This window comes from Herbidospora sp. NBRC 101105, from assembly GCF_030269205.1.
Lineage (GTDB): Bacteria > Actinomycetota > Actinomycetes > Streptosporangiales > Streptosporangiaceae > Herbidospora > Herbidospora solisilvae.
The window spans coordinates 577,297-599,525 of sequence record NZ_BSSX01000007.1 but is presented as its reverse complement, the minus strand read 5'-3'; the positions used below and the strand labels follow the sequence as shown (position 1 = coordinate 599,525).

Genomic DNA, 22,229 nt, shown 5'->3' with positions numbered 1-22,229 from the left:
TCATGATCAAGGTCCTGGTGGCCGAGCACCTACCCTTCGTCCGGCATGGCCTGGTCGCCTCCCTCAACGGGGAGAGCGACCTCGAAGTCGTGGCCGGGGTGGCGTCGAGTGAGGACGCCATCCCGGCCGCCGTCGAACACCGTCCCGACACCGCCGTGATCGACATCGACCTGCCCGCCATGGGCGGCCTGGCCGCCGCGGCGCGGCTCCGCGAGAAAGTGCCCGCGTGCCGGGTGATGATCCTGTCCTCCCAGGCCAACCCCGGTCAGGTGCGCCGCGCGTTCGCGGCCAACGCGCTGGGCTTCCTGGGCACCGACGCCGGGCCCGAGAAGCTGGCCGAGGGCATCCGCCTGATCGCGGCCGGGCGGCGGGCGGTCGACTCCGACCTGGCCGTGGCCGCCCTCCAGACGGCCGACAACCCGCTGACCCGGCGGGAGCTCGACGTGCTGCGCATCGCCGCGCAGGGGGCGCGGTCGAAGGAGATCGCCGACGAGCTCTTCCTGTCGGTGGGAACGGTCCGCAACCACCTGTCGCGCATCATGTGCAAGACGGGCGCCAGGAACCGGGTCGACGCGGTCAGGATCGCCGCCGATTCGGGCTGGTTATAGACAGAGGGCCGGGCCTTCGCAGGTGAGCCGCGCCGCCTACCTGAGAAGGCCCGGGGACCCTGAATGGGGCCGCTCTCCGGCGACACCCCCGTACCGCCGGTGACCGGATAAAGGGTCTCAACCGGGATCAGCGCACGACCAGTGACTAGTGTCACGGTCTCCAGATCAAGACCAGCGCGCAGTCGTCGTTGTGGCCCGACGACATCGAGTTCACGAGCTGGCGGGCGCTCTTGGAGAACCCGCCGGGCAGCAGCCGCTCGGCCTCGCCGAGGAGCCGGTCGAGGCCGGCGTCGATGTCGCGGCCCGGCTGCTCGATCAGCCCGTCGGTGTAGAGCATGAGCGCGTCGCCCTTGCGCAGGGTGCCCCGGTCGGGCTCGCAGGCCAGGTCGGGCACCACCCCGAGCACGACGCCCTTGGCCGTGGAGACCCGCCAGGTGCCGGTGCCCGAGTCGAACTTCACGACCGGCGGGTGGCCCGCCGACGTGATCTCGTAGGCGCCGGTGGCCAGGTCGAGGCTCAGGTGGACGGCCGTGACGAATCCCTCGCCCTCGCGCTGGCGGCGCAGGTAGGCGTTGCACGCGCCGAGGAAGTCGCTCACCGAGCCGAGCAGGCCGCCGAACGTGCCCGAGAGCAGCAGGGCCCTGGTGCCGGCGTCGACGCCCTTGCCCGAGACGTCGACCACGGCCAGCTCGACCCTGGTCCCCTCGCGCATGGAGACCACGAAGTCGCCGCCGAACGACGACCCGCCGGCCTGTTTGAGCACGACCTTGCCGCCCCACGCCTTGGGGAGCGACGGCAGCTCGCTCTGCCTCTTGAGCCGGTCGCGCAGCTCCAGCAGCATCGCGTCGCCGCGCAGCCCCTGCACGCCGAGCGTGCCCCGGGTGCGCGACATCAGCCCGGCCAGCACGACCGTGAACGCCATGGTGAGCAGGAAGCCGGGGCCGACCTGCCGGGCGCCGTAGGTGATCCCCAGGTAGGTGACCGACGCGGCCACTGCGACCAGCAGCGTCATCAGGCTGCGCAGCCGGAGCTGGAGCCCGGCGACGAGGGTCACCAGGATGAGCAGCGAGGGCGAGAACCAACGCGTCGAGATCTGGACGCCGAGCACTCCGATGAGCAGGCTCACGACGACCAGAGCGATCAGCAGATGGCTATCTTTCGACGAACTCTTCCTTACGAACCGGACGATCGGCACCAGAAACGGGACCCGCACCAAAATCGCGCGGAGCCGAGGGGGAATGAGCGGCACCGGACGGGAACTCATGATGTCCCGACTGTATCGGTCGGCTTCGTGGTGAGGCGCTGTCTTGACCAACACCTTGATCACTTAGCACGTATATTGGGTGGCCGTCCCTCTTTGCCCGGCCCTACGGTGGTGCCGTGAATCACCCCATTCGCCCCATCGCCGAATCCGAGTTCCCCGCCGTCTGCGACCTGCTCGACGAGGCGTTCGTCTCCTCCTGGGCCCCCGGTCAGATGGAGCGGTTCAAGGGCGTCACGGAGTTCGACCGGTCCCTGGCCGCCTTCGACGGCGACCGGATGGTCGGCTTCACCCAGGTCATGAGCTTCGACATGACGGTGCCGGGCGGCGTGCTCCCGGTGGCGGGGGTGAGCTCCGTCGGCGTGCTGGCCTCCCACCGGCGGCGGGGGGTGCTCAGTTCGCTGATGCGGCGGCAGCTGGCCGACGTCCACGCCAAGGGCGAGGTGTTCGCCGCGCTCTACGCCTCCGAGGCCGCCATCTACGGCCGCTACGGCTACGGCCGCGCGGTCGACAACGTCTTCTACTCGATCCCCAAGCACTCCAGCGCCTTCCGCGCCGACGCGCCGGTCGATCCCACGCTGCGCCTGCGGGTCGAGCCGCCGGAGCGGGCCCGCGAGGACTTCGTGCGGGTCTTCGACAGTGTCCGGCCGACGCGGCCGGGCCTCTACACGCGGACCGCCGCCCGCTGGAACGCGACCCTGGCCGACGACGACAACGCCCGCGGCTCGGCCGGGCGGCTGCGCTGCGTGCTGGCCGAGGACGACGACGGCGTGCGCGGCTACGCGCTGTTCCGGGTGAAGCGCAAGGTCACCGACCACGACGTGCCCGACGGCGAGGTGCTGCTGCAGGAGCTGTTCGCCGTCGACCCCGCCGCCTACGCCGCCCTGTGGCGCAGCCTGCTCGACCGCGACCTGTGCGCCCGCGTGTTCGCCGCCAACCGGCCCGTGGACGACCCGGTCATGCACCTGCTGGCCGAACCGCGGCACCTGAACGCGGGCACCCTCGACGAGTTGTGGATCCGCCTGGTGGACGTGCCGGGCGCGCTCACCCAGCGGGCCTACAGCGCGCCGGTGGAGCTGGTCGTCGAGGTCGACGACGACGTGTGCCCGTGGAACGCCGGGCGCTGGCGGCTGTCGACCGCCAAGCAGACGTGTGAGCGGACCGAGGACGCGCCCGACCTGAGCCTGCCGGTGCGCATCCTGGGCGCCGGCTATCTCGGGGGGCGGTCGCTGGAGTCGTACCGGATGGCCGGGCAGATCACCGAGCACCGCGAGGGCGCGGTGCGGGAGTTGTCGGCGGCCATGTCGTGGAGCCCACTCCCGTGGGGCGGGCTCGTCTTCTAGGGTCGGAACCATGGCCCTGCAGAGTCTGACCATCACGGCGATCACCGCCATGCGCGCCCGCGACGTGTCGCGTCCGTCGAAGGAACAGCAGGAGGCCGCCGACCGGCGGCCCCTGCGCGACGAGGTCCCCCGCAAGGAGACCCGCAAGAAGCCCTAGGGCAGCGGGGGCAGCTCGCCGGTCCGCTCGTAGTCGCTCAGCATGTCGATGCGCCGGGTGTGGCGCTCGGCGCCCGAGTAGGGCGTGGCGAGGAACAACTCGACGAAACGGGTGGCCTCGGCCTCGGAGTGCATCCGGGCGCCGATGCTGATCACGTTGGCGTCGTTGTGCTGCCGCCCGAGCGTGGCGGTGTCGTCGCTCCACGCCAGCGCGGCGCGCACGCCCTTCACCTTGTTGGCGGCGATGGCCTCGCCGTTGCCCGAGCCGCCGATCACCACGCCGAACGAGCCCGGCTCGGCCACCACCCCGGCGGCGGCGCGGAGCACGAAGGGCGGATAGTCGTCTTCGGCGTCGAAGACGAAGGGACCGCAGTCGACCACGTCGTGGCCGTTGTCTTTGAGCCAGCCGACCAGGTGGTTCTTCAGGTCGTAGCCGGCGTGGTCGGAACCGATGTAGACGCGCATACGGAGAGCTTCTCAGGTCGACTAAAGTAACGGCCAGCTACCCCCGTCGCCCCTTACCGCGGAGATCAGAATGCGCGAGATCCGGTATGTCGGAGATCCGGTGCTGCGCACCCCGGCCGAGCCGGTCACGGTGTTCGACAAAGACCTGCGCCGCCTGATCGACGAGATGTTCGCGACGATGTACCTGGCCGACGGCGTGGGTCTCGCGGGCCCCCAGATCGGCGTCGGGAAACGCCTTTTCGTGTACGACATCAGCAACCGCAAGGGCGCTGTGGTCAACCCCGAGCTCACCGTCGACGACGACGCCGAGATCGTCGAGGAGGAGGGCTGCCTGTCCGTGCCGAACAAGGCGACCGGCAAGCCCCTCTACTCGCCCACCCCGCGCGCCTCCGGGGTCACCGTCACGGGCTTCGACCGCCTCGGCCGCCCGCTGGAGATCAAGGCGCGGGGCATGCTGGCCCGCTGCTTCCAGCACGAGTTCGACCACCTCAACGGCGGCCTCTACCTCGACCGCCTGCCGAAGGACGCCGCCCGCCGGATCATGCTCCAGGCGCCCTAGGGCACCTCCCAGCGGCTGTCGCCGGGCCGTTCGAGCCGGTAGGTGGCGTCCAGGACCGGCTGTTCCGGCCGCAACCACGCGAGGTCGCCGCCGAGCGTGTGCACGACGACGAGGTCCCACGGCTCGCTCCCCGGGTCGCTCGCGCGTTTCAGCACCTCCTCCCCCACCACCAGCTCCTCCACCAGCGGGTCGGTGAACTCGGCCCGCGCCCCGAGCCGCCGCAGCGCGGCGATGATCGGCACCGCCGGCGTCTCGCGCGCGTCGGCCACCCCCGGCTTGTACGACACCCCCGCGACCAGCACCGTCGCGTCCCGCACGTCCCGCCCGGCCGCCGCGAGCATCTCCAGCGCCCGCCCCACCACCGCCTGCGGCCGGGCCGCGATGGCCCCCATGGCGGCGGTCAGCACGGTCGGCGCCGCCCGCCGCAGCCGCCACAGCAGGTAGTAGGGGTCGGACGGCACGCACTGCCCGCCCACGCCCGGTCCCGGGTCGAACCGCATGAACCCGAACGGCTTGGTGGCCGCCGCCTCGATCACCTCGACGGGGTCGACCCCGACCTCCCGGGCGATGTCGGCGAACTCGTTGGCCAGCGCGATGTTGACCGCCCGGAACGAGTTCTCCAGCAGCTTGCACAACTCGGCCGCCTCCGGCGAGCTGACCCGGTGCACCGAGGGAGCCACCCGTCTGAGCAGCTCCTCGGCCCGGTCGCCCGCCTTCGCGGAGGCGGGCCCGAGCACTCTGGGCGAGTGTTCCAGCGGGCGCCCGCCCGGCCCCGGATCGACCCGTTCGGGACTGAACACGACGTCGACCCCGCTGAGGTGGTCGATCAGCAGGTCGCGGGTCGAACCCACGTAGGTCGTCGAGGTGAGCACGACGAGCTGGCCGGGGACGGCGTGCGCCACGACCGTGCCGCAGGCGGCCCGCAGCGCGCTCAGATCCGGTACGTGGTGCTCGTCGACCGGCGTGGGCACGCAGATCACCACCACGTCGGCGGCGGCGACGGCGGCCGGGTCGGTGGTGGTCTCCAGCCGGTGGAACCGCAGCCGCGCGTGGTCGAGGGGCGACAGGTCGACCTGTCCCTTGCGGATGGCGGCGAGCCGCGCGGCGCTGACGTCGTAGCCGGTGACCCGGCAGCCCGCCTCCAGGAAGGCGAGCGCGGTGGGCAGCCCGACGTAGCCCAGGCCCACGATCAACACGTGCATGACTTTGTGTATCGACGCCCGGGTCAAGCCGGAAAGCTCACATCTGCAAAGACTTGACCTCGAGGAACTCGTCGAACCCGGCCTCGCCCAGCTCGCGCCCGACCCCCGACTGCCCGTAGCCGCCGAACGGCGCCAGCGGGTTGAACCGGCCGCCGTTGATCGCGACCTGGCCGGTGCGCATCCGGCGGGCCACGGCGACGGCCTGCTCCTCGTCGCGGGCCCAGACGGCCCCGGCGAGGCCGTAGGGGGTGCCGTTGGCGATCGCCACGGCCTCGTCGACGGCGCCGAAGGGGACGATCGACAACACCGGGCCGAAGATCTCCTCCTGCTCGATCGTCATGCCCGGCGCGACCCCGGCGAAGACGGCCGGCTCGACGTAGTAGCCGCGCTCGTGCACCGGCTCGGTGCCGCCGGCCACCAGCCGGGCGCCCTCCTCCTGGCCGACGTTGAGGTAGCGCACCACCCGGTCGCGCTGGACGCGGGAGACGAGCGGGCCGATGCGGGTGTCGTCGGCGAAGGGGTCGCCCACGACGTACTTGCGGGAGAACGCGACGGCCATCTGGACGGCCTCGTCGTACTGGTCCCAGTGGACGAGCATGCGCGACCAGGCCGAGCAGGTCTGCCCGGCGTTGCTGTAGGCCTGCCCGACGCCCGCCTTGACCGCCGTCTCCAGGTCGGCGCCCGGGAGGATCACGTTGGCCGACTTGCCGCCGAGTTCCAGCGCGACCCGCTTCACCGTGTCGCCCGCCAGCGCGGCGACGCGGCGTCCGGCCGCGGTGGAGCCGGTGAAGGAGACCATGTCGACGTCGACGTGGGCGGCCAGGGCCTCGCCGACGGTCCGGCCGTGGCCGCTCACCAGGTTGAAGACGCCCGGCGGCAGCCCGGCCTCCTCCAGCGCCTCGGTCAGCGCGTAGGCCGCCAGGGGGGCCACCTCGCTGGGCTTCAGCACCACCGTGCACCCGGCCGCCAGGGCGGCGCCCACCTTGCAGACGGCCTGGTGCAGCGGGTAGTTCCAGGGCGTGATCGCGGCGACCACGCCCACCGGCTCGCGCAGGATCAGGGAGTTGCCCACCCGGGTGGTCTCGGCCTGCCGCCCGGCCATGCCGGCGAAGGTCTTGAGCACCCCGGCGGGCATCAGGGTCTGCGTCCGCAGCGCGAACCCCAGGGGCGCGCCCATGTCGGTCGCGATGATCTCCGCGATCGTGCGGGCGCGCGCCTCGATCAGCTCGGCGGCGCGGGCGAGCACCGCGCCGCGTTCCTCGGGCGGGGTGGCCGACCAGCGGGGGAAGGCGCGCCGGGCGGCGGTGACCGCCTCGGCCACGTCGTCGGCCGCCCCCGCCGGCACCCGGTCGACGACCTCTTCTGTCGCCGGGTTGACCACGTCGACCCCTTCGCCGGACGCGGAGGAAACCCAGGCACCGTTCACGAAGAGCTGACGCATGCGCCCCATCCTGGCGTGATCGGTGTCATAGTTCCACTCAATCGAAGATGGGGTCCCTCGTCCGGGTTCGCTTCAGCTCGAAGAAGCCGTCGGTGGACAGGACCAGCACCACGCCGTCCCAGAGCAGCCCCGCCGCCTCGCCCTTCGGGGCAGGGGTGACGACGGGCCCGAAGATGGCGTTGCCGTCGATGGCGATCACGGGCGTGCCCACGTCCGTGCCGACCTGGTCCATTCCGGCGTCGTGGGAGCGGCGGATCTCCTCGTCGTACTCGGTGGAGTCCATCTCGCCCGCCAGCGCGGGGTCGAGCCCGGCGGCCTCCAGCGCCTCGGCGACGACGTCGGCCAGGCCGTCGAGGGTCTTGATGCGCCCGCCGTCGTGGAAGCGGGTGCCGAGCTGGGTGTAGAGCTCGCCGAGCACCTCCTCGCCGTACTTCCGCCGCGCGGCGGCCACGACGCGGACCGGGCCGATGGCTTTGCTTATACGTGCCCGATAATCCGCCGGGATGTCGCGGTCCTCGTTGAGGAAGGTGAGGCTCATCAGATGCCAGCGGACCTCGATCGGCCGCACTTTCTCCACTTCGAGCATCCAGCGCGAGGTCAGCCAGGCCCACGGACAGAATGGGTCGAACCAGAAATCGGCGATCTTGCGTTCGGACATTTGTTCACTCTCCCGACAGGAATGTGGTTCCATCGATCGACAACCGGAGTCAGGGATCTACCTATTCCAGGTAGGGAAACATTTGATTGCGGCTTTGTCCGGTCGTCGTGGAAGGATGCGGTCATCCCGGTCGCGACGGCGCGGCGGGCCGTGTGTGAGGAGCGGATGTGGCAGGCAATCTGACCCGTGACGAAGCCCGGGAGCGCGCCCGGCTGCTGACCGTTCAGTCCTATTCGGTCGAGCTCGACCTGACCGAGGGCGACGAGCGGTTCGAGAGCGTCACGACGGTCCACTTCACGTGTGCGCAGCCCGGCGCCGACACCTTCATCGACCTGCACAACGCCCGGGTGCGGTCGGTCGTCCTGAACGGCACCCGGCTCGACGCCGGCGCCTACGACGAGGAGGCGGGCCGCTTCCCGCTCAGCGGCCTGGCCGAGCGCAACGAACTGCGCATCGACGCCGACTGCACCTACATGCGCACCGGCGAGGGCCTCCACCGGTTCGTCGACCCGGTCGACAAGCGCGTCTACCTGCACAGCCAGTTCGAGACCGCCGACGCCCACCGCATGTACGCCTGCTTCGACCAGCCCGACCTCAAGGCCACCTTCGAGCTGACGGTCCTGGCCCCCGCCGACTGGCAGGTCATCTCCAACTCCGCCCCCGACGAGTCGCTGGAGCTGGAGCAGCACGAAGGCCGTCATGGCACGCTCCAGGCCGCCAAGCGGTGGCACTTCCCGGCGACGCCGGTGATGTCGACCTACATCACCGCCCTCGTGGCCGGCCCCTACGCCTCCGTCCACGACGAGCACGACGGCATCCCGCTGGGCATCTACGTCCGCCAGAGCCTGGCCGAGCACCTCGACGCCGACAACATCTTCGAGGTGACCAAGCAGGGGTTCGACTTCTTCCACCGCGTCTTCGGCCTGCGCTACCCGTTCGGGAAGTACGACCAGCTCTTCGTCCCCGAGTTCAACGCGGGCGCGATGGAGAACGCCGGCTGCGTGACCTTCCTGGAGGACTACGTCTTCCGCTCCCGGGTGACCGACGCCCTGATCGAGCGCCGCGCCGAGACGATCCTCCACGAGATGGCCCACATGTGGTTCGGCGACCTCGTGACCATGCGCTGGTGGGACGACCTGTGGCTGAACGAGTCGTTCGCCACCTACATGTCGGTGCTCTGCCAGGCCGAGGCCACCCGCTGGGGCCAGGGCGCCTGGACGACCTTCGCCAACGTCGAGAAGGCCTGGGCCTACCGCCAGGACCAGCTCCCCTCGACCCACCCGATCGCCGCCGACATCCCCGACATGCACGCCGTCGAGGTCAACTTCGACGGCATCACCTACGCCAAGGGCGCCAGCGTCCTGAAGCAGCTCGTGGCCTACGTCGGCCTCGACAACTTCCTCGCGGGCGTCCGCGACTACTTCAACGAGCACGCCTGGGGCAACACCGAGCTGAAAGACCTGCTCGGCGCCCTGGAGCGCACCTCCGGCCGCGACCTGTCGTCGTGGTCGAAGGAGTGGCTGGAGACCTCCTGGGTCAACACCCTGCGTCCCTCCTTCGACGTCGACGCCGAGGGCCGGTTCACCCGGTTCGAGGTGCTCCAGGAGGCCCCGGCCGACTACCCGACGCTGCGCTCCCACCGGGTCGCGATCGGCCTCTACTCCGACGTCCTGGGCGTGCTGACCCGGGTCAAGCGGGTCGAGCTCGACGTCGTCGGCGCCCGCACCGCCGTGGCCGAGCTGGTCGGCGAGCTCCAGCCCGACCTGGTCCTGGTCAACGACGACGACCTGACCTACGCCAAGGTCCGTCTCGACGAGCGCTCGCTCGCGACCGTGGTCAACGGCGGCATCGTCAAGTTCGCCGACTCGCTGCCGCGCGCCCTGTGCTGGTCGGCCGCCTGGGACATGACCCGCGACGGCGAGATGGCCACCCGCGACTACGTCACCCTGGTCGAGTCGGGCATCCACTCGGTCCGCGACCTGACCGTCCTGCAGACGGTGCTGCGCCAGGCGCGCATGGCCGTCCAGCAGTACGCCGCCCCCGAGTGGCGCGACACCGGCCTGGCCACCCTGGCCGCCACGCTGCGCCGCCTCTTCGAGGGCGCCGAGGCCGGGTCCGACCACCAGCTGGCCTACCTCAACGCGTTCGCCGAGGTCGCCACCTCCAAGGCCGACCTCGACCTCCTCCACGCGATCCTGCTGGGCCTGAACGTCCCGGCCGGCCTGACCGTCGACGCCGACCTGCGCTGGACCCTCACCCGGGCCCTGGTCGTCGGGGGCGTGCTCGGCGCCGCCGACATCGACGCCGAGCTGGTGCGCGACGCGACCGCGACGGGCGAGCGCTCGGCCGCGCAGGCCCGCGCCTCGATCCCGACCGAGGAGGCCAAGGCGAGCGCCTGGGCCCGCATCGTCAGCGGCGAGCTGAGCGGGGCGGTGCTGCGCTCGACCATCCTCGGGTTCGGCGAGCCGCGCCGGGTCGACCTGCTGGAGCCCTACGGCCCGGCGTTCTTCGCCGAGGTCACCGGAATCTGGAAGAACTGGACCAGCGACTCGGCCCAGAACTTCGCGGTCGGCTGCTACCCGACCCACCTGATCCGCCCCGAGACGGCCGAGGCCACCCACGAGCTCATCGCCTCCGCCCAGCCGCCCCACGGCCTGAAGCGGCTGCTGCTCGAAGGCGCCGACGGCATCAACCGCGCCCTGCGGGCTCGGGCCAAGGACGCCGCATCCGCCTGAAAGGTCACGTAGGTTCAGGGGAGGCCGGGCCCGTGCCCGGCCTTCCCCGTACCCCGTGAGAAAGTGAATGGATGGAGTCGGCCCACGACCTGCTCATCGCGCTGGCCCGCCGTTATTCCTTCGGCGACGTCGGCGCCCTGTCCGGCGCCGTGCTGCCCGACGAGTCGCGCGCGGTGCTGGTCGCCGCCGTCTGCGAGTTCGGCCAGCGCCTGCTGACCCTTGACGCCGAAGACTTCGCCAGCGAGCTCGACGCGCCGGTGATCCCGGCCGACCTGCGCCGCCGGGCCCGTGCCTGCCACATGCCGCAGACCCCCAAGGAACGCCCCCGCGGCGCCCTCGACTCGCTGCGGCCGGCCTACTCCCTGCTCCTTGAGGTGATCAAGGTCCGCTGGGACCAGCGCGAGCTGAGCGCGATGATGGCGGCGGTGCACATCACCTCCGAATACCTCCCGCTGCTCGCCTTCGAAGAGGCGCTGGGCCACTCGGGCGACCCGGCCCGCTGGCCCGAGGGCCTCCAGGCGCCGGGCAGCCGCTTCGGCGTCATCGGCGAGAAGGAGTGCGACCACACCCGCTCCGAACAGTCGGCCACCCAGCGCTCCTTGCGCGTGGCCTCCGAGCCGGCCGAGGGCTGGCGGGCCTACTTCGACCGCCAGCACAGCCAGGTCGCGGGAGCGATGGCCGTCTGCGTCGCCAAGTGCCGCACCCCCTGTACGGCCATGGACTGGGTCCCCGACAAGGAGACCCTGTCCACCCGCTGCCGCACGGCCCTGGCCTTCGCCGACACCCCGCTCGTCCGGCTCCGCCACGCCGCCCCGGTCGGTCACGGCTTCGGTGTGCCCTCGCCCGAAGAGGTGCTGGAGGCCTGGCGGCGCAGCAGGGCCGTGCTCGACAAGAACGGCGTCGGCCACCAGGTCACCAAGAACGACGGTTTCCCCCTGGAGGGGCTGCCGAGCCTGGTGTCGGCCATCGCGGGCACCGACGTACGCCCGGCGGGCCTGCTGGCCGACGTGTCCGAACACGTGGTCTCGCTGCTGACCTGACGGGGTTCACCAGCCCGGTGGGCGGCGATCTCCCCAGAAGCCGCCCACCTCGGCCTCGATCTGGGCCGACAACATGATGAGGGTGCCCTCGTCGGCCCACCGGGCGGCCAGCATGGCTCCCACGGGCAGGCCGTCGGGCGTCCAGTGGATCGGCAGGTTGACCGCGGGCTGGCCGCTGAGGTTGTAGGCGGCCGCGAACGGCGCGAACCGCTTCATGCGCTCGAAGGTCACCGACGGGTCGTCGACGTCCTCGAACCAGCCGATCTCCGGCGTCAGGCCGGTGACGGTCGGCGTGAGCACGGCGTCGAACGCGTCGGTGACCAGCAGCGCGAACCGGGTCGTGAGCTGGAGCGCCGACCAGGCCTTAAGGAAGTCGGGCGCGGGGACGGCGAAGCCGCGCTCGCGCAGCCACGCCGTGATGGGCCGCAGCAGGTGCTCCTTCTCCGGCGCGACGGGGTGCATGCACGCGAAGGCGAACCACATGCGCTCGAACAGCGGCACGACGTCGGCGCCGTAGGGGTTGCCGATGTCGACGACCTCGTGGCCGAGCCGTTCGAGGAGGGCCGACGCCTTCTCGTAGGCCGCGACGACCTCGGGGTGGAGCTCGGCCCCCTCGATCACCGGGTCGCGGTGGCGGGCGATGCGCAGGCGGCCGGGATCCCGCTTCGTGTACGCCAGGAAGGACGCCGGGGCGTCCGGCGCCCAGTAGAGGTCGCCCGGCTGGTGGTGGGCCAGCACGTCGAGCAGCGCCGCCGCGTCGGCCACGTTGCGGGCCAGCGGGCCGTTGGCCGACAACCCCGCCAGGTCGGGGATCATCGGGGCAAGCGAGACGCGTCCACGACTGGGCTTGATGCCGAACAACCCGCACGCCGCGGCCGGGATGCGGATCGATCCCGCTCCGTCACTGCCGTGGGCGATCGGCGCCAGCCCGGCCGCCACGGCGGCCGCGGCGCCCCCGCTGGACCCGCCGGCCGACCGCGTGACGTCCCAGGGGGTGCGGGCCGGTGGCGCGACGGTAGGTTCCGTGTAACAAGGCAAACCAAACTCTGGCGAATTGGTCTTACCGGTCATAACGGTCCCGGCGTCGCGGAGGCGGGTGACGATGGAGTCGTCCACCGGCGCCGTGAAGCCCTCGTAGGTGGCCGAGCCGAACCTGATCGGCACGCCCTTCACGAAGTTCAGGTCCTTTACCGGCACCGGCACGCCGAACAGCGGGCGGTCTCCCGGATCTTCGTTCTCAAGGCGTCGTGCCTGCTCAAGGGCGAGGTCAGCGGTCAGGGTGACGTAGGCGCCGACCTCGTCGGCACGGGCGAGGTAGTGTTCCGCGATCTCGACGGGCGACAGGTCGCGGGCGCGAACCGCGGACGCGAGTTCGAGAGCGGTGAGATCATGAATGCCGGCCACGGCCGGAAGATATCTAGAGATGATGCCCTATACCAGCATGCGCGAATCAGCAAATGTTGGCCACAAAAGTATGAACCAGGCTCCACTAGGCAACAGCTTGGCGCCTCAACTACGGTCTGTTATGTGGATAGCCGTCTAGCGCCCGAAGAGGGTCACGATGCGTCACCTATCTGGGTGAGCGATCGTGAGGAGCGCCCCCCGACGCGACCCGACACGCCCGCGTCGACCTACGCGCCAGTAGAGCGCGCGTCCCTGCGGAGCACCTTGCAGCAACCCAGATACCAGGATCTGGTACGCCGAGCAGCCGTCTCCGTCGCGGTGGGGATCGTGACGGGCCTGCTGTTCGGCAGCGTCCGGACGGGTCTCGTGTTCTTGGTGCTGACCGCCATCGGGCTGACCGTCTACCGGGCCCGGACGACCTCGTCCGTCCCGGCCTGGCGGCGGCCGTCGGTCGCGGAGCGGCGGACCGAGGCCCAGTTGAAGAAGCTCGAACGCGGTGGATACCGCACGCTCCACGCCCGGTCGATCCCCGGCAGCGACGCCCAGATCGACCATCTGGTGGTGGGCCCGACAGGGGTCTACGCGGTCGACTCCGAGAAGTGGGACCGGCGTCTTCCCGTGCGCGTGCAGTCACACCGCAAGCTCTTCCACGGACCGTTCAACCAGAAGCCGCGCCTCGACGAGGCGCGCTGGGAGGCCACCCAGGCCGGCGACCTGATCAGCAAGGCGCTCGGCCGGGAGATCACCGTCGTGCCGTCGCTGGCCATCTACGGGCCGGCGATCCCCTGGCGGATCCTCAACATCCGCGAGGTCGACGTGTTCTCCGGCAGCATGGTCCGCAAGTGGATCACCAAGCGGGAGAAGTCGCTGACGCCTTCGGAGGTCGATGCGATCTTCAAGGCCGCCGAGAACGTCCTGCCCTCGCGCTACAGCGAGGTCTGACAGAGGAACGTTCTAATCCATCGTCCGATCAGGCCCGTGCCGGGTGCGGCACGGGCCGTTTCACGTTCTGGGACCCGTGTCTCAGCGCTCGGGCGGCGGACTTACCATGTATGGACGTCGAACGTCTTCTGATCGGAGTCTGGCCATGCCCGCCCTCAGGTCTCGTACGGTCACCCACGGCAGGAACATGGCCGGTGCCCGGGCCCTGCTCCGGGCGACCGGGGTAGCCGGAAGCGACTTCGGCAAGCCCATCGTCGCGGTGGCCAACAGCTTCACCCAGTTCGTGCCGGGCCACGTCCACCTCCGCGAGGTCGGCGACGTCGTGGCGGGCGCGATCCGCGAGGCGGGCGCGATCCCCCGGGAGTTCAACACCATCGCCGTCGACGACGGGATCGCGATGGGCCACGGCGGCATGCTCTACTCGCTGCCCTCGCGCGAGCTGATCGCCGACGCGGTCGAATACATGGTCAACGCCCACTGCGCCGACGCGCTGATCTGCGTCTCCAACTGCGACAAGATCACGCCGGGCATGCTGCTGGCGGCCATGCGGCTGAACATCCCGACCGTCTTCGTGTCGGGCGGCCCGATGGAGGCCGGCAAGACCCAGATCGCCGGCAAGGGCCGCAAGCTCGACCTGATCGACCCCATGATCGCGGCGGCCGACGACAGCGTCTCCGACGAAGACCTGCTGGCGATGGAAGAGGACGCCTGCCCGACCTGCGGTTCCTGCAGCGGCATGTTCACCGCCAACTCGATGAACTGCCTCGTCGAGGCGATCGGCCTGGGCCTGCCCGGCAACGGCACGATCCTGGCCACCCACAAGGCCCGCGAGCAGCTCTACAAGGACGCCGGCAAGCAGGTCGTCGAGATCGCCCGCCGCTACTACGAGGACGACGACCTCTCGGTCCTGCCCCGCGCCATCGCCACCAAGGACGCCTTCGAGAACGCCATGGCCCTCGACGTCGCCATGGGCGGGTCGACCAACACGATCCTCCACATCCTGGCGGCGGCCCGCGAGGCCGGGGTCGACTTCGGCCTGAAGGAGATCAACGAGATCTCGCTGCGGGTGCCGTGCCTGTGCAAGGTCGCCCCGGCGACGAACAAGTACCACATCGAAGACGTCCACCGGGCCGGCGGCATCCCCGCGATCCTGGCCGAGCTCGACCGCGGCGGCCTGCTCCACCGCGACACCGTCACCGTGAACGGCGGCACGCTCGGCGACCTGCTCGACAAGTGGGACGTGCTCTCGAACCCGGTCGATCTCTGGCACGCCGCGCCCGGCAACGTGCGCACGGTCAAGCCCTACTCCCAGGACAACCGCTGGGAGACCCTCGACCTCGACCGCGCCGAGGGCTGCATCCGCGACGTCGAGCACGCCTACACCAAAGACGGCGGCCTGGCCGTCCTCTACGGCAACATCGCCGTCGACGGCTGCGTCGTGAAGACGGCGGGCGTCGACGAGTCGATCTGGAAGTTCTCCGGCCCGGCCGTGGTGTTCGAATCGCAGGAGGACGCCGTCGACGGCATCCTCGGCGGCAAGGTCAAGGAGGGCGACGTCGTCGTCATCCGCTACGAGGGCCCGAAGGGCGGCCCCGGCATGCAGGAGATGCTCTACCCCACGTCCTTCCTCAAGGGACGCGGCCTGGGCAAGGCCTGCGCGCTGGTCACCGACGGCCGCTTCTCCGGCGGCACCTCGGGCCTGTCGATCGGCCACGCCTCGCCCGAGGCGGCCGAGGGCGGCGCGATCGCCCTGGTCGAAGACGGCGACACGATCGAGATCGACATCCCCGGCCGCTCGATCGAGCTCAAGGTGTCCGACGCCGACCTGGCCGCCCGCCGCGAGAAGCTGCTGGCCGAGCTCGGCCGCTACCGCCCCCGCGACCGCGAGCGCCCCGTCACCGCCGCCCTCCAGGCCTACGCCGCGCTGACCACCTCGGCGAGCACCGGAGCCTCACGAGACCTGTCTCAGCTCGCGAACTAGTTCGAGAAAATGTCAGTGGGCTTATCTAAAATCAAGGTATGGCCACTGTCATTCGGCACAACGGGTCCCTGACGACCGCCGAGCTCGCCGCGCTCGCGCTCTCGCTCGCCCACCTCGGCGCCGGTCCGCAGTCCGTGACCGCGCGCCGGGGTCTGCGCCACGCGCTCGACCACATCGAACTCGCGGAGCTCGACGACGATGTGATCGCGACGACCCTGTCCACCCTGACGACCCCCCTGTCCCCCGACGTCGCCCGCCGCGCCCGCGCGGTCGCCCAGGCCATCACCTCCCGGCTCGTCGTCCGCATCCACTACCTCGACGCCGCCGGCAACCTCAGCGTCCGCGACGTGGAGCCGGTGACCTGCCTGGTCCACCGCGAACACTGGTATCTGGCGGGCTGGTGCCGCATGCGCCGCGGCATCCGCGCGTTCCGCTTCGACCGGATCATCTCGGTCGAGTCCACCGACATCCCGGCGCGTCCCCACTTACCCGAACGTTTCCTGCCGTTCCAGCGCCGGAGTAAGACTGCGGCATAACCCGCGTGTCGTGAAACCGCCGGTCAGGGCCCTCGGCCGACTCTGTGATCATGAACCTGAGGTCCCTACCGGCGGCATGCGCCCGCGAGGTGCCCATGACGCCTGAGAGGGCCTTCTGCCCCGCCGACCGGCTGACGCTGACGCGTGAGGTGGCCGCCTACCTGCGCACCCGCCCGGGGCGCGGGGCGGTGGCCGTCCACGACCGCCTGGCCGGAACCCGGTTCACGGTGGAGCCCGATCCGGGCATGTTCCCGCTGGCCAGCGTCGCCAAGGTGGGCATCCTGCTGGGCACCCTCCTGAACGCCCAGTCGGCGCGGCGCGAGCTGACCCCGGCCGAGCGGGTGCGCGCCGAGGCGATGATGCGCCACAGCGACAACGCGGCGGCCCAGGAGCTGGCGGAGGAACTGGGCGGCAGCGCGGGCCTCACCCGCCTGCTGCGCGACCTGGGCGTCGACCAGACCTGGCCCGCACCCGCGTGGGGCACCACCCGGAGCTGCCCCGCTGACCAGCTCAAACTCCTCGACCTGCTGACCTCACCCACCGGGCCGGTGACGGCCGGCCACCAGGCCTACGCCCACACGCTGATGACCTCGGTCGAGCCCTCCCAGGCCTGGGGCGTCAGCGCGGCGGCCCGGGCGGGAGAGCAGGTGGCGCTCAAGAACGGCTGGATGCCGGTCGACGACCACGGGGGCAGATGGGTGGTCAACAGCGTGGGCCGGTTGTCGTCGGGGGCGTCTGACCTGCTCATCGCGGTGTTGACCGAACGCAACCCCGACAAGGGGACGGGTGTCAGGACGACGGAGGAACTGGCCGGGCTCGTGATCTCGGCCATCCGCCGATGAGGGACGTACCCGCGGCCCGGATCACGAACTGGCCTGCTGCGTGATCACAGCGATCCGCCGCTGTGGGGTCGCAGCCCAGGTCACGAACTGGCTCGCGGCGATCCGCCGCCGAGGGGTGCACGTCCTCGCGGCGAACCCCCAGGGCACAGGCCGCCCCCCGCGTAGTTTCGGCGATCCGCCGCTGAGAGTGGACCTCCTAGCGGCGGGCCCCGGGTCAGCCGCAGCAACCCCCGCCGCAGCAGCCGCCACCGCCACCTGACGGGCGGGGGGCGGAGCCTGAGGCGGTGCCGGTCACCGCGACCGTGGAGAGGAGTTTCACCGTGTCGTCGTGGCCGCCGGGGCAGGAGGCGGGGGCGTTGGCTTCGGCCATGGGGCGGTTGAGCTCGAAGGTCGAACCGCAGGCGCGGCAGCGGTAGTCATAACGCGGCATGGGACCAGGGTACGGTCCCCGCGCCGCCGACTCACGCCCGAAGGCCCCTCCGGCGCCATCTTGACGATCGCGCCCATGGCCAGTTGATCGTCAGCGAACGCCAAGGCGAGCCACCCCAGCAAGCCGTCCGGTACTCGGCCCAAACCAGCTGCCCAAACAAGCTGCGCAGCTAAGCGGCTCCAGCGCACGGCTCGATGGGCGACCCAGGGGAGCTGCCCGAGCGCACGACCCAAGTCGCGACCCAGGTGAACGGGCTCAGCGACCCAGGTGAACGGGCCCAATAGCGGGTTGCTGCGCGGCCCCCGTTTGCGCTCCCAGTTCTCGGGCTGGTTCGCAAGCCCGATTCGTGGCCCAAGCGAGCGACCCAAGCGAGTCGCCCAAGTGAGGCGCCTAGGCAAGTGACGCTGGCGAGCGAGTCGGTGCGCGACCCGGATGAGCTGCCCAGGCAAGCGGGCCAAGTGCACGACGGGTGGGCGGCTCGGGAACGACCTGGTGAGCGGCCCAAGGGCGCGGCCCAAGCGAGCTGCCCCGATAAGTGGCCCTGGCGAGCGGCACGGTGTGCGGCCCAGAGGAGCTGCTCAGACAGGCAAGCCAATCGCACGGCTGGCGCGCAGCCTCGGGAACGACCCAGGTGAGCGCCCCACCCAATCCGCCCGGTGCGCGACCCAAGCGAGCTGCCCAGGCCAGCGGCTCAAGCACACGGCCCAATGCGTGGCCCGGGTGCACAACCCCCGGTGCGTCGCCCGGATCTGCGGCTCAGGTGAAGAACACCGAGGCGTAGTCGCCCACCGGGACGTAGCCGAGTTTCTGGTAGATCGAGTTCGAGGTCGGGTTCGACAGGTCCGTGAAGAGCAGCACCTCGGTCGCCCCGGCCGCCTGGGCGGCGGCGGTGGCCGCGTGGGTGACCGCCGTGCCGTAGCCCTTCCCGCGCAGTTCCGGCGGCGTGTAGACCGGGCCGATGCGCGACATGCCGGCGATCGGCTGGGAGAAGGCGGCCATGGAGACGGGGGATCCCCCGTCGTCCCAGTAGACGAGTTCCTCCCGGTTGGTCCGGGCCGAGACCAGGGGGGTCGGGTCGGCGTCGCGGTCGACGTGGGCCTCGTTCTGGAAGGCGCGGAACCAGGAGACGAGATGGTCGCGGTCGGCGGCGGTGGCCGTACGGGAGGAGCCGGGGGTTGTGTGGGGGGCCAGGGTGGTCAGACGGTAGAGGCGCTCGCTGCGGCGGGAGGTCTCGGGGCGCCACCAGACCTGGGCGAAGGCCTCGGCCACCTCCAGCGGGGCGGAGATGCCGGGGATCGTATGGTCGATCGCGATCAACTCGCGGGCCAGCGCCCCTAGGGTGCGCACGGGCACCGCGCCCAGGAGGAGCGGGTAGGGCGGGGTATGCAGAATCGCCCCGGCGACCTGATCGTCTTCGACGAACCAGCCGCAGAGGTTGTCGTCGCGGAAGACGCCGCTCCGCAACCCCCGCAGCACGGTCAGCGGGACCGTGTTGCGCACGGGGTCGCGGAGCAGCCAGTCTTCGGCGTCACCGGGGAAACCGGTGACATCGTCGCTCAGAACCCAGGTCATGCACCGGATCCTAGGCCGCCGACTCCTCGAGGTAGGGGGCCCATTGCGGGTCCCCGTCGAGCTGGGCGCCGATCAGCCTCCAGTGGGGTCCGCGCGGGACCACCGGGAGCACCCGGAGCTGCCAGCCGATCTCCTCCAGGAGTTTGTCGGCCTTGCGATGGTTGCAGGGCATGCAGGACGCCACGCAGTTCTCCCACGTGTGCGGGCCGCCCTTGGAGCGGGGGATGACGTGGTCGATCGTCTCGGCCCGCTGGCCGCAGTAGGCGCAGCGGAAGTCGTCGCGGCGCATCAGCGCCGCCCGCGTGAGCGGGATCCTCGACCGGTAGGGAATGCGGACATAGCGGCGAAGCCGGATCACCGACGGGATGTCGAGGGTCCGGGTCGCGGAGCGGAGCACACCGCCGCGGCCGTCGCGATGGATGATGTCGGCCTTCTCGCGGAGCACGAGCACGATCGCCCGGTGCATCGAGAGAGTGGTCAGTGGCTCGTAGGTTGCGTTGAGGAGTAGAACCTGGCGCATCAGCCGACCTCCCCGGCCATGGCTGTGCGCCGAAGTTGTGGCCCCGTCTGTTGGGACTCGGGTCGTTCTTTCACACGGACCTCCGCCGGACGGCCCAGCGGATGGTCACCACGGCACCGTCCTCAACCAAAGTGTGTCCTTTGCGAAGACAAGTCCGCCACCCCATAACCTGGGCAACTGGTACGCCTGATGCTCTTTATGCCCCGGCGATCATCTTTTTACTCCCCCCGCCAAGCGTGTCGGCCTACGGTGTCGGGCTGTCGGTGAGCTGCCTTAGAGTGCCAGGCATGACGCGACCTTCCTACCCCGCCGCAAGGCGTGCCGACGTGGCCGACCTGCTCCACGGCACCACCGTGCCCGACCCCTATCGGTGGCTGGAGGAGCCGGCTTCCGCCGAGGTCGCCGACTGGCTCGCGGCGCAGGCCAAGCTGTTCGGCGAGGCCGAGCTGACCGGCCGTGACCGGTTCCGCGGCCGGGTGGCGGAACTGCTGAAGTCGGGCTCGATCGGGGTCCCGGCCTGGCGGGGCGCGCGGCGCTTCTTCATGCGGCGCACCCCCGAGCAGGAACACGCGGTCCTCTACGTCGTCGACGCCGACGGCGCCGAGCGGGCCCTGCTCGACCCGATGGCGCTCGACCCGAGCGGCCTCACCACCCTCGACACCTGGCAGCCCGACAAGGAGGGCCGCCTGCTCGCCTACCAGATCTCGGTGGGCGGCGACGAGGAGTCGAAGCTCTACGTCATGGACGTCGACTCCGGCGAGATCGTCGAGGGCCCGATCGACCGCTGCCGCTACTCCCCTGTGGCCTGGCTGCCCGGCGGGGAACGGTTCTACTACGTCCGCCGGCTCGCCCCCGAGCTGGTGCCCCAAGACGAGGAGCAGTACCACCGGCGGGTCTACCTGCACACCGTGGGCGCCTCGCCCGACGACGACGTCCTGATCTTCGGCGAAGGGCTCGAGAAGACCAACTACTACGGGGTCTCCGTCTCGCGCGACGGGTCGTGGCTGACCATCTCCGCCTCCCGGGGCACCGCGCCGCGCAACGACCTGTGGCTGGCCGACCTGCGCGCGGGCGACATCGCGGCGCCGGAGCTGGTGACCGTCCAGGAAGGGGTCGACGCCCAGACCGGGCTCCACTTCGGGCGCGACGGGCGGCTCTACGTCTTCACCGACCGCGACGCGCCCCGGGCCCGGGTGTGCGTGACCACGCCCGACCAGCCCGGCTACGAGTCGTGGCGCGACCTGCTGCCCGAAGACCCCGAGGCGGTGCTGAGCGACTACGCCATCCTCGACGACCTCGACGAGCCGGTCATGCTGGCGGGCTGGACCCGCCACGCGATCTCCGAGATCACCATCCACCGGCTCGAGACCGGCGAGCGCATCGGCTCGGTGCCCACGCCCGGCATCGGCACGATCGGCGGCATCTCCGAACGTCCCGAGGGCGGCCACGAGGCGTGGTTCGGCTACACCGACAACACCACTCCGCCCACGATCCAGCGGTTCGACGCCCGCACCGGCGAGACCACCCTGTGGGCGGCCTCCCCGGGCACGGTCGACGTTCCGCCGGTGCAGACCGAGCACCTGGTCTACCCGTCGGCCGACGGCACCGAGGTCCACCTGCTGGTGATCTCCCCCGTCGACCGCGACGGGCCGCGTCCGACCATCCTCAACGGCTACGGCGGGTTCGGCATCTCGATGACGCCCGGTTACTCGGCGTCGGTGCTGAGCTGGGTCGAGGCGGGCGGCGTCTACGCGATCGCCCAGCTCAGAGGTGGTGGTGAGCAGGGCGAGGAGTGGCACCGCGACGGCATGCTCGCCAACAAGCAGAACACCTTCCGCGACTTCGAGGCCGCCGCCGAGTTCCTGATCGCCCAGGGTGTCACCACGCCCCAGATGCTCGGCATCTCCGGCGGCTCCAACGGCGGCCTGCTGGTGGGCGCGGCGCTGACCCGCCGTCCCGACCTGTTCGCGGCCGTGGTGTGCTCGGCCCCGCTGCTCGACATGATCCGCTACGAGAAGTTCGGCCTGGGCGCGACCTGGAACGTCGAATACGGTTCGGCCGACGACCCCGAGGAGTTCGGCTGGCTCTGGGCCTACTCGCCCTACCACCACGTGAAGGAGGGCGTCGACTACCCGGCGACCCTGTTCACGGTCTTCGCCAGCGACACCCGCGTCCACCCGCTGCACGCCTGGAAGACCGCCGCGGCCCTCCAGCACGCCACGAGCGGCGACCGGCCGATCCTGCTCCGGAACGAGGCCGAGGCGGGGCACGGGGCGCGTGCGGTCAGCAAGAGCGTGGAACTCGCCGCCGACCAGCTCGCCTTCTTCGCGACCCACCTGGGGCTCAGGGCCTGATCGCCGGATCCCACAGAGAGGAGGACCCGGGCCATGCCCGGGTCCTTCCTCTCACGGACTTCAAGATCCTTTTCCGTTACGGCTCCGCCTACCCTCACCCCGCCCGCCGCCTCCGGCAAGGGCCGCACCCGGCGCCGACGCCCGTTTCCGCCACGCCCCGCAACGGCAGGGCGGTCCCGA

General features: G+C 70.9%; 20 protein-coding genes. 11 read left to right on the top strand and 9 right to left on the bottom strand.

Going from position 1 to position 22,229, the window contains the following annotated elements; all coding sequences use genetic code 11:
* The first annotated feature begins 2 nt into the window (after positions 1-2).
* The gene (locus QSK34_RS29510) at positions 3-608 is read left to right on the top strand and encodes a response regulator transcription factor (protein ID WP_285588766.1); all 606 of its coding nucleotides are present in this window, start codon (positions 3-5) and stop codon (positions 606-608) included.
* Between the two features lie 151 nt (positions 609-759).
* Here the strand turns inward: QSK34_RS29510 and QSK34_RS29505 are convergent, their stop codons facing one another.
* A complete protein-coding gene (locus QSK34_RS29505) occupies positions 760-1,872 on the bottom strand; it encodes a PP2C family protein-serine/threonine phosphatase (RefSeq protein ID WP_285588764.1) in 1,113 nt (370 codons plus the stop codon).
* A 116-nt stretch (positions 1,873-1,988) separates the two neighbouring features.
* Between QSK34_RS29505 and QSK34_RS29500 the strand changes: the two genes are divergently transcribed.
* Together QSK34_RS29500 and QSK34_RS29495 are read left to right on the top strand one after the other, a co-directional pair.
* Entirely contained in the window at positions 1,989-3,212 is a 1,224-nt protein-coding gene (locus QSK34_RS29500) for a GNAT family N-acetyltransferase (RefSeq protein WP_285588762.1), read from the top strand.
* A gap of 10 nt (positions 3,213-3,222) precedes the next feature.
* Complete coding sequence (locus QSK34_RS29495) at positions 3,223-3,369, top strand: hypothetical protein (RefSeq protein WP_161482163.1); 147 nt, start codon at positions 3,223-3,225, stop codon at positions 3,367-3,369.
* Here the strand turns inward: QSK34_RS29495 and QSK34_RS29490 are convergent.
* Complete coding sequence (locus QSK34_RS29490; protein ID WP_161482162.1) at positions 3,366-3,833, bottom strand: ribose-5-phosphate isomerase; 468 nt, start codon at positions 3,831-3,833, stop codon at positions 3,366-3,368. The two genes, QSK34_RS29495 and QSK34_RS29490, sit on opposite strands and share 4 nt — an antisense overlap.
* A 70-nt stretch (positions 3,834-3,903) precedes the next feature.
* Here QSK34_RS29490 and def point away from each other — a divergent pair, with 70 nt between their 5' ends.
* On the top strand, positions 3,904-4,392 hold the full coding sequence (gene def, locus QSK34_RS29485; protein WP_285588759.1) for a peptide deformylase: 489 nt from the start codon (positions 3,904-3,906) through the stop codon (positions 4,390-4,392).
* Here the strand turns inward: def and QSK34_RS29480 are convergent.
* Genes QSK34_RS29480 through QSK34_RS29470 form a run of 3 tightly spaced genes read right to left on the bottom strand, consistent with a single transcriptional unit; the run spans position 4,389 to position 7,693 of the window.
* Entirely contained in the window at positions 4,389-5,588 is a 1,200-nt protein-coding gene (locus QSK34_RS29480; RefSeq protein WP_285588758.1) for a nucleotide sugar dehydrogenase, read from the bottom strand. The genes def and QSK34_RS29480 overlap by 4 nt on opposite strands.
* Positions 5,589-5,631: 43 nt before the next feature.
* The gene (locus tag QSK34_RS29475; protein ID WP_285588757.1) at positions 5,632-7,035 is read right to left on the bottom strand and encodes an aldehyde dehydrogenase family protein; all 1,404 of its coding nucleotides are present in this window, start codon (positions 7,033-7,035) and stop codon (positions 5,632-5,634) included.
* 37 nt (positions 7,036-7,072) lie between these two features.
* The gene (locus QSK34_RS29470) at positions 7,073-7,693 is read right to left on the bottom strand and encodes a mycothiol-dependent nitroreductase Rv2466c family protein (RefSeq protein ID WP_285588755.1); all 621 of its coding nucleotides are present in this window, start codon (positions 7,691-7,693) and stop codon (positions 7,073-7,075) included.
* Positions 7,694-7,860: 167 nt separating this feature from the next.
* Here QSK34_RS29470 and pepN point away from each other — a divergent pair, with 167 nt between their 5' ends.
* Positions 7,861-10,428, top strand: a complete 2,568-nt coding sequence (gene pepN / locus QSK34_RS29465; protein WP_285588753.1) for an aminopeptidase N — start codon at positions 7,861-7,863, stop codon at positions 10,426-10,428.
* A gap of 71 nt (positions 10,429-10,499) precedes the next feature.
* Positions 10,500-11,468, top strand: a complete 969-nt coding sequence (locus QSK34_RS29460; RefSeq protein WP_161482156.1) for a hypothetical protein — start codon at positions 10,500-10,502, stop codon at positions 11,466-11,468.
* Positions 11,469-11,474: 6 nt separating this feature from the next.
* Here QSK34_RS29460 and QSK34_RS29455 read toward each other — a convergent pair whose 3' ends face one another.
* Positions 11,475-12,872, bottom strand: a complete 1,398-nt coding sequence (locus tag QSK34_RS29455) for an amidase (protein ID WP_285588750.1) — start codon at positions 12,870-12,872, stop codon at positions 11,475-11,477.
* 264 nt (positions 12,873-13,136) lie between these two features.
* Here QSK34_RS29455 and QSK34_RS29450 point away from each other — a divergent pair, with 264 nt between their 5' ends.
* The 4 genes from QSK34_RS29450 (at position 13,137) to QSK34_RS29435 (ending at position 17,173) form a co-directional block, all read left to right on the top strand.
* Positions 13,137-13,814, top strand: coding sequence for a nuclease-related domain-containing protein (locus QSK34_RS29450; protein ID WP_285588748.1), 678 nt, complete (start codon positions 13,137-13,139; stop codon positions 13,812-13,814).
* Between the two features lie 145 nt (positions 13,815-13,959).
* Positions 13,960-15,795, top strand: a complete 1,836-nt coding sequence (gene ilvD, locus QSK34_RS29445; RefSeq protein ID WP_161482153.1) for a dihydroxy-acid dehydratase — start codon at positions 13,960-13,962, stop codon at positions 15,793-15,795.
* Between the two features lie 38 nt (positions 15,796-15,833).
* Positions 15,834-16,331, top strand: a complete 498-nt coding sequence (locus QSK34_RS29440; RefSeq protein ID WP_285588747.1) for a helix-turn-helix transcriptional regulator — start codon at positions 15,834-15,836, stop codon at positions 16,329-16,331.
* A gap of 95 nt (positions 16,332-16,426) precedes the next feature.
* Positions 16,427-17,173 (top strand): serine hydrolase, encoded by a 747-nt coding sequence (locus QSK34_RS29435; protein WP_285588746.1) that lies wholly within the window; start codon positions 16,427-16,429, stop codon positions 17,171-17,173.
* Positions 17,174-17,387: 214 nt separating this feature from the next.
* On the opposite strand, the gene QSK34_RS29430 is transcribed toward QSK34_RS29435, so the two are convergent.
* The 3 genes from QSK34_RS29430 to QSK34_RS29420 all read right to left on the bottom strand — a co-directional run bounded on the left by QSK34_RS29430 (position 17,388) and on the right by QSK34_RS29420 (position 19,695).
* On the bottom strand, positions 17,388-17,603 hold the full coding sequence (locus tag QSK34_RS29430; protein WP_161482150.1) for an FmdB family zinc ribbon protein: 216 nt from the start codon (positions 17,601-17,603) through the stop codon (positions 17,388-17,390).
* 756 nt (positions 17,604-18,359) lie between these two features.
* Positions 18,360-19,175 (bottom strand): GNAT family N-acetyltransferase, encoded by an 816-nt coding sequence (locus QSK34_RS29425; protein WP_285588743.1) that lies wholly within the window; start codon positions 19,173-19,175, stop codon positions 18,360-18,362.
* A gap of 10 nt (positions 19,176-19,185) precedes the next feature.
* A complete protein-coding gene (locus QSK34_RS29420; RefSeq protein ID WP_062342319.1) occupies positions 19,186-19,695 on the bottom strand; it encodes an HNH endonuclease in 510 nt (169 codons plus the stop codon).
* A gap of 287 nt (positions 19,696-19,982) precedes the next feature.
* Between QSK34_RS29420 and QSK34_RS29415 the strand changes: the two genes are divergently transcribed.
* Positions 19,983-22,049 (top strand): prolyl oligopeptidase family serine peptidase, encoded by a 2,067-nt coding sequence (locus QSK34_RS29415; RefSeq protein WP_285588739.1) that lies wholly within the window; start codon positions 19,983-19,985, stop codon positions 22,047-22,049.
* Positions 22,050-22,229: the final 180 nt, after the last annotated feature.

Excerpts from the sequence above, each read along its gene's own strand:
- QSK34_RS29505 (WP_285588764.1), bottom strand. The coding sequence starts at position 1,872 with ATGAGTTCCCGTCCGGTGCCGCTCATTCCCCCTCGGCTCCGCGCGATT.
- QSK34_RS29440 (WP_285588747.1), top strand. The coding sequence starts at position 15,834 with ATGGCCACTGTCATTCGGCACAACGGGTCCCTGACGACCGCCGAGCTC.
- QSK34_RS29475 (WP_285588757.1), bottom strand. The coding sequence starts at position 7,035 with ATGCGTCAGCTCTTCGTGAACGGTGCCTGGGTTTCCTCCGCGTCCGGC.
- ilvD (WP_161482153.1), top strand. The coding sequence starts at position 13,960 with ATGCCCGCCCTCAGGTCTCGTACGGTCACCCACGGCAGGAACATGGCC.
- QSK34_RS29495 (WP_161482163.1), top strand. The coding sequence starts at position 3,223 with ATGGCCCTGCAGAGTCTGACCATCACGGCGATCACCGCCATGCGCGCC.
- QSK34_RS29435 (WP_285588746.1), top strand. The coding sequence starts at position 16,427 with ATGACGCCTGAGAGGGCCTTCTGCCCCGCCGACCGGCTGACGCTGACG.
- QSK34_RS29425 (WP_285588743.1), bottom strand. The coding sequence starts at position 19,175 with ATGACCTGGGTTCTGAGCGACGATGTCACCGGTTTCCCCGGTGACGCC.
- QSK34_RS29420 (WP_062342319.1), bottom strand. The coding sequence starts at position 19,695 with ATGCGCCAGGTTCTACTCCTCAACGCAACCTACGAGCCACTGACCACT.
- QSK34_RS29490 (WP_161482162.1), bottom strand. The coding sequence starts at position 3,833 with ATGCGCGTCTACATCGGTTCCGACCACGCCGGCTACGACCTGAAGAAC.
- QSK34_RS29460 (WP_161482156.1), top strand. The coding sequence starts at position 10,500 with ATGGAGTCGGCCCACGACCTGCTCATCGCGCTGGCCCGCCGTTATTCC.
- def (WP_285588759.1), top strand. The coding sequence starts at position 3,904 with ATGCGCGAGATCCGGTATGTCGGAGATCCGGTGCTGCGCACCCCGGCC.
- QSK34_RS29470 (WP_285588755.1), bottom strand. The coding sequence starts at position 7,693 with ATGTCCGAACGCAAGATCGCCGATTTCTGGTTCGACCCATTCTGTCCG.
- QSK34_RS29430 (WP_161482150.1), bottom strand. The coding sequence starts at position 17,603 with ATGCCGCGTTATGACTACCGCTGCCGCGCCTGCGGTTCGACCTTCGAG.
- QSK34_RS29510 (WP_285588766.1), top strand. The coding sequence starts at position 3 with ATGATCAAGGTCCTGGTGGCCGAGCACCTACCCTTCGTCCGGCATGGC.
- QSK34_RS29415 (WP_285588739.1), top strand. The coding sequence starts at position 19,983 with ATGACGCGACCTTCCTACCCCGCCGCAAGGCGTGCCGACGTGGCCGAC.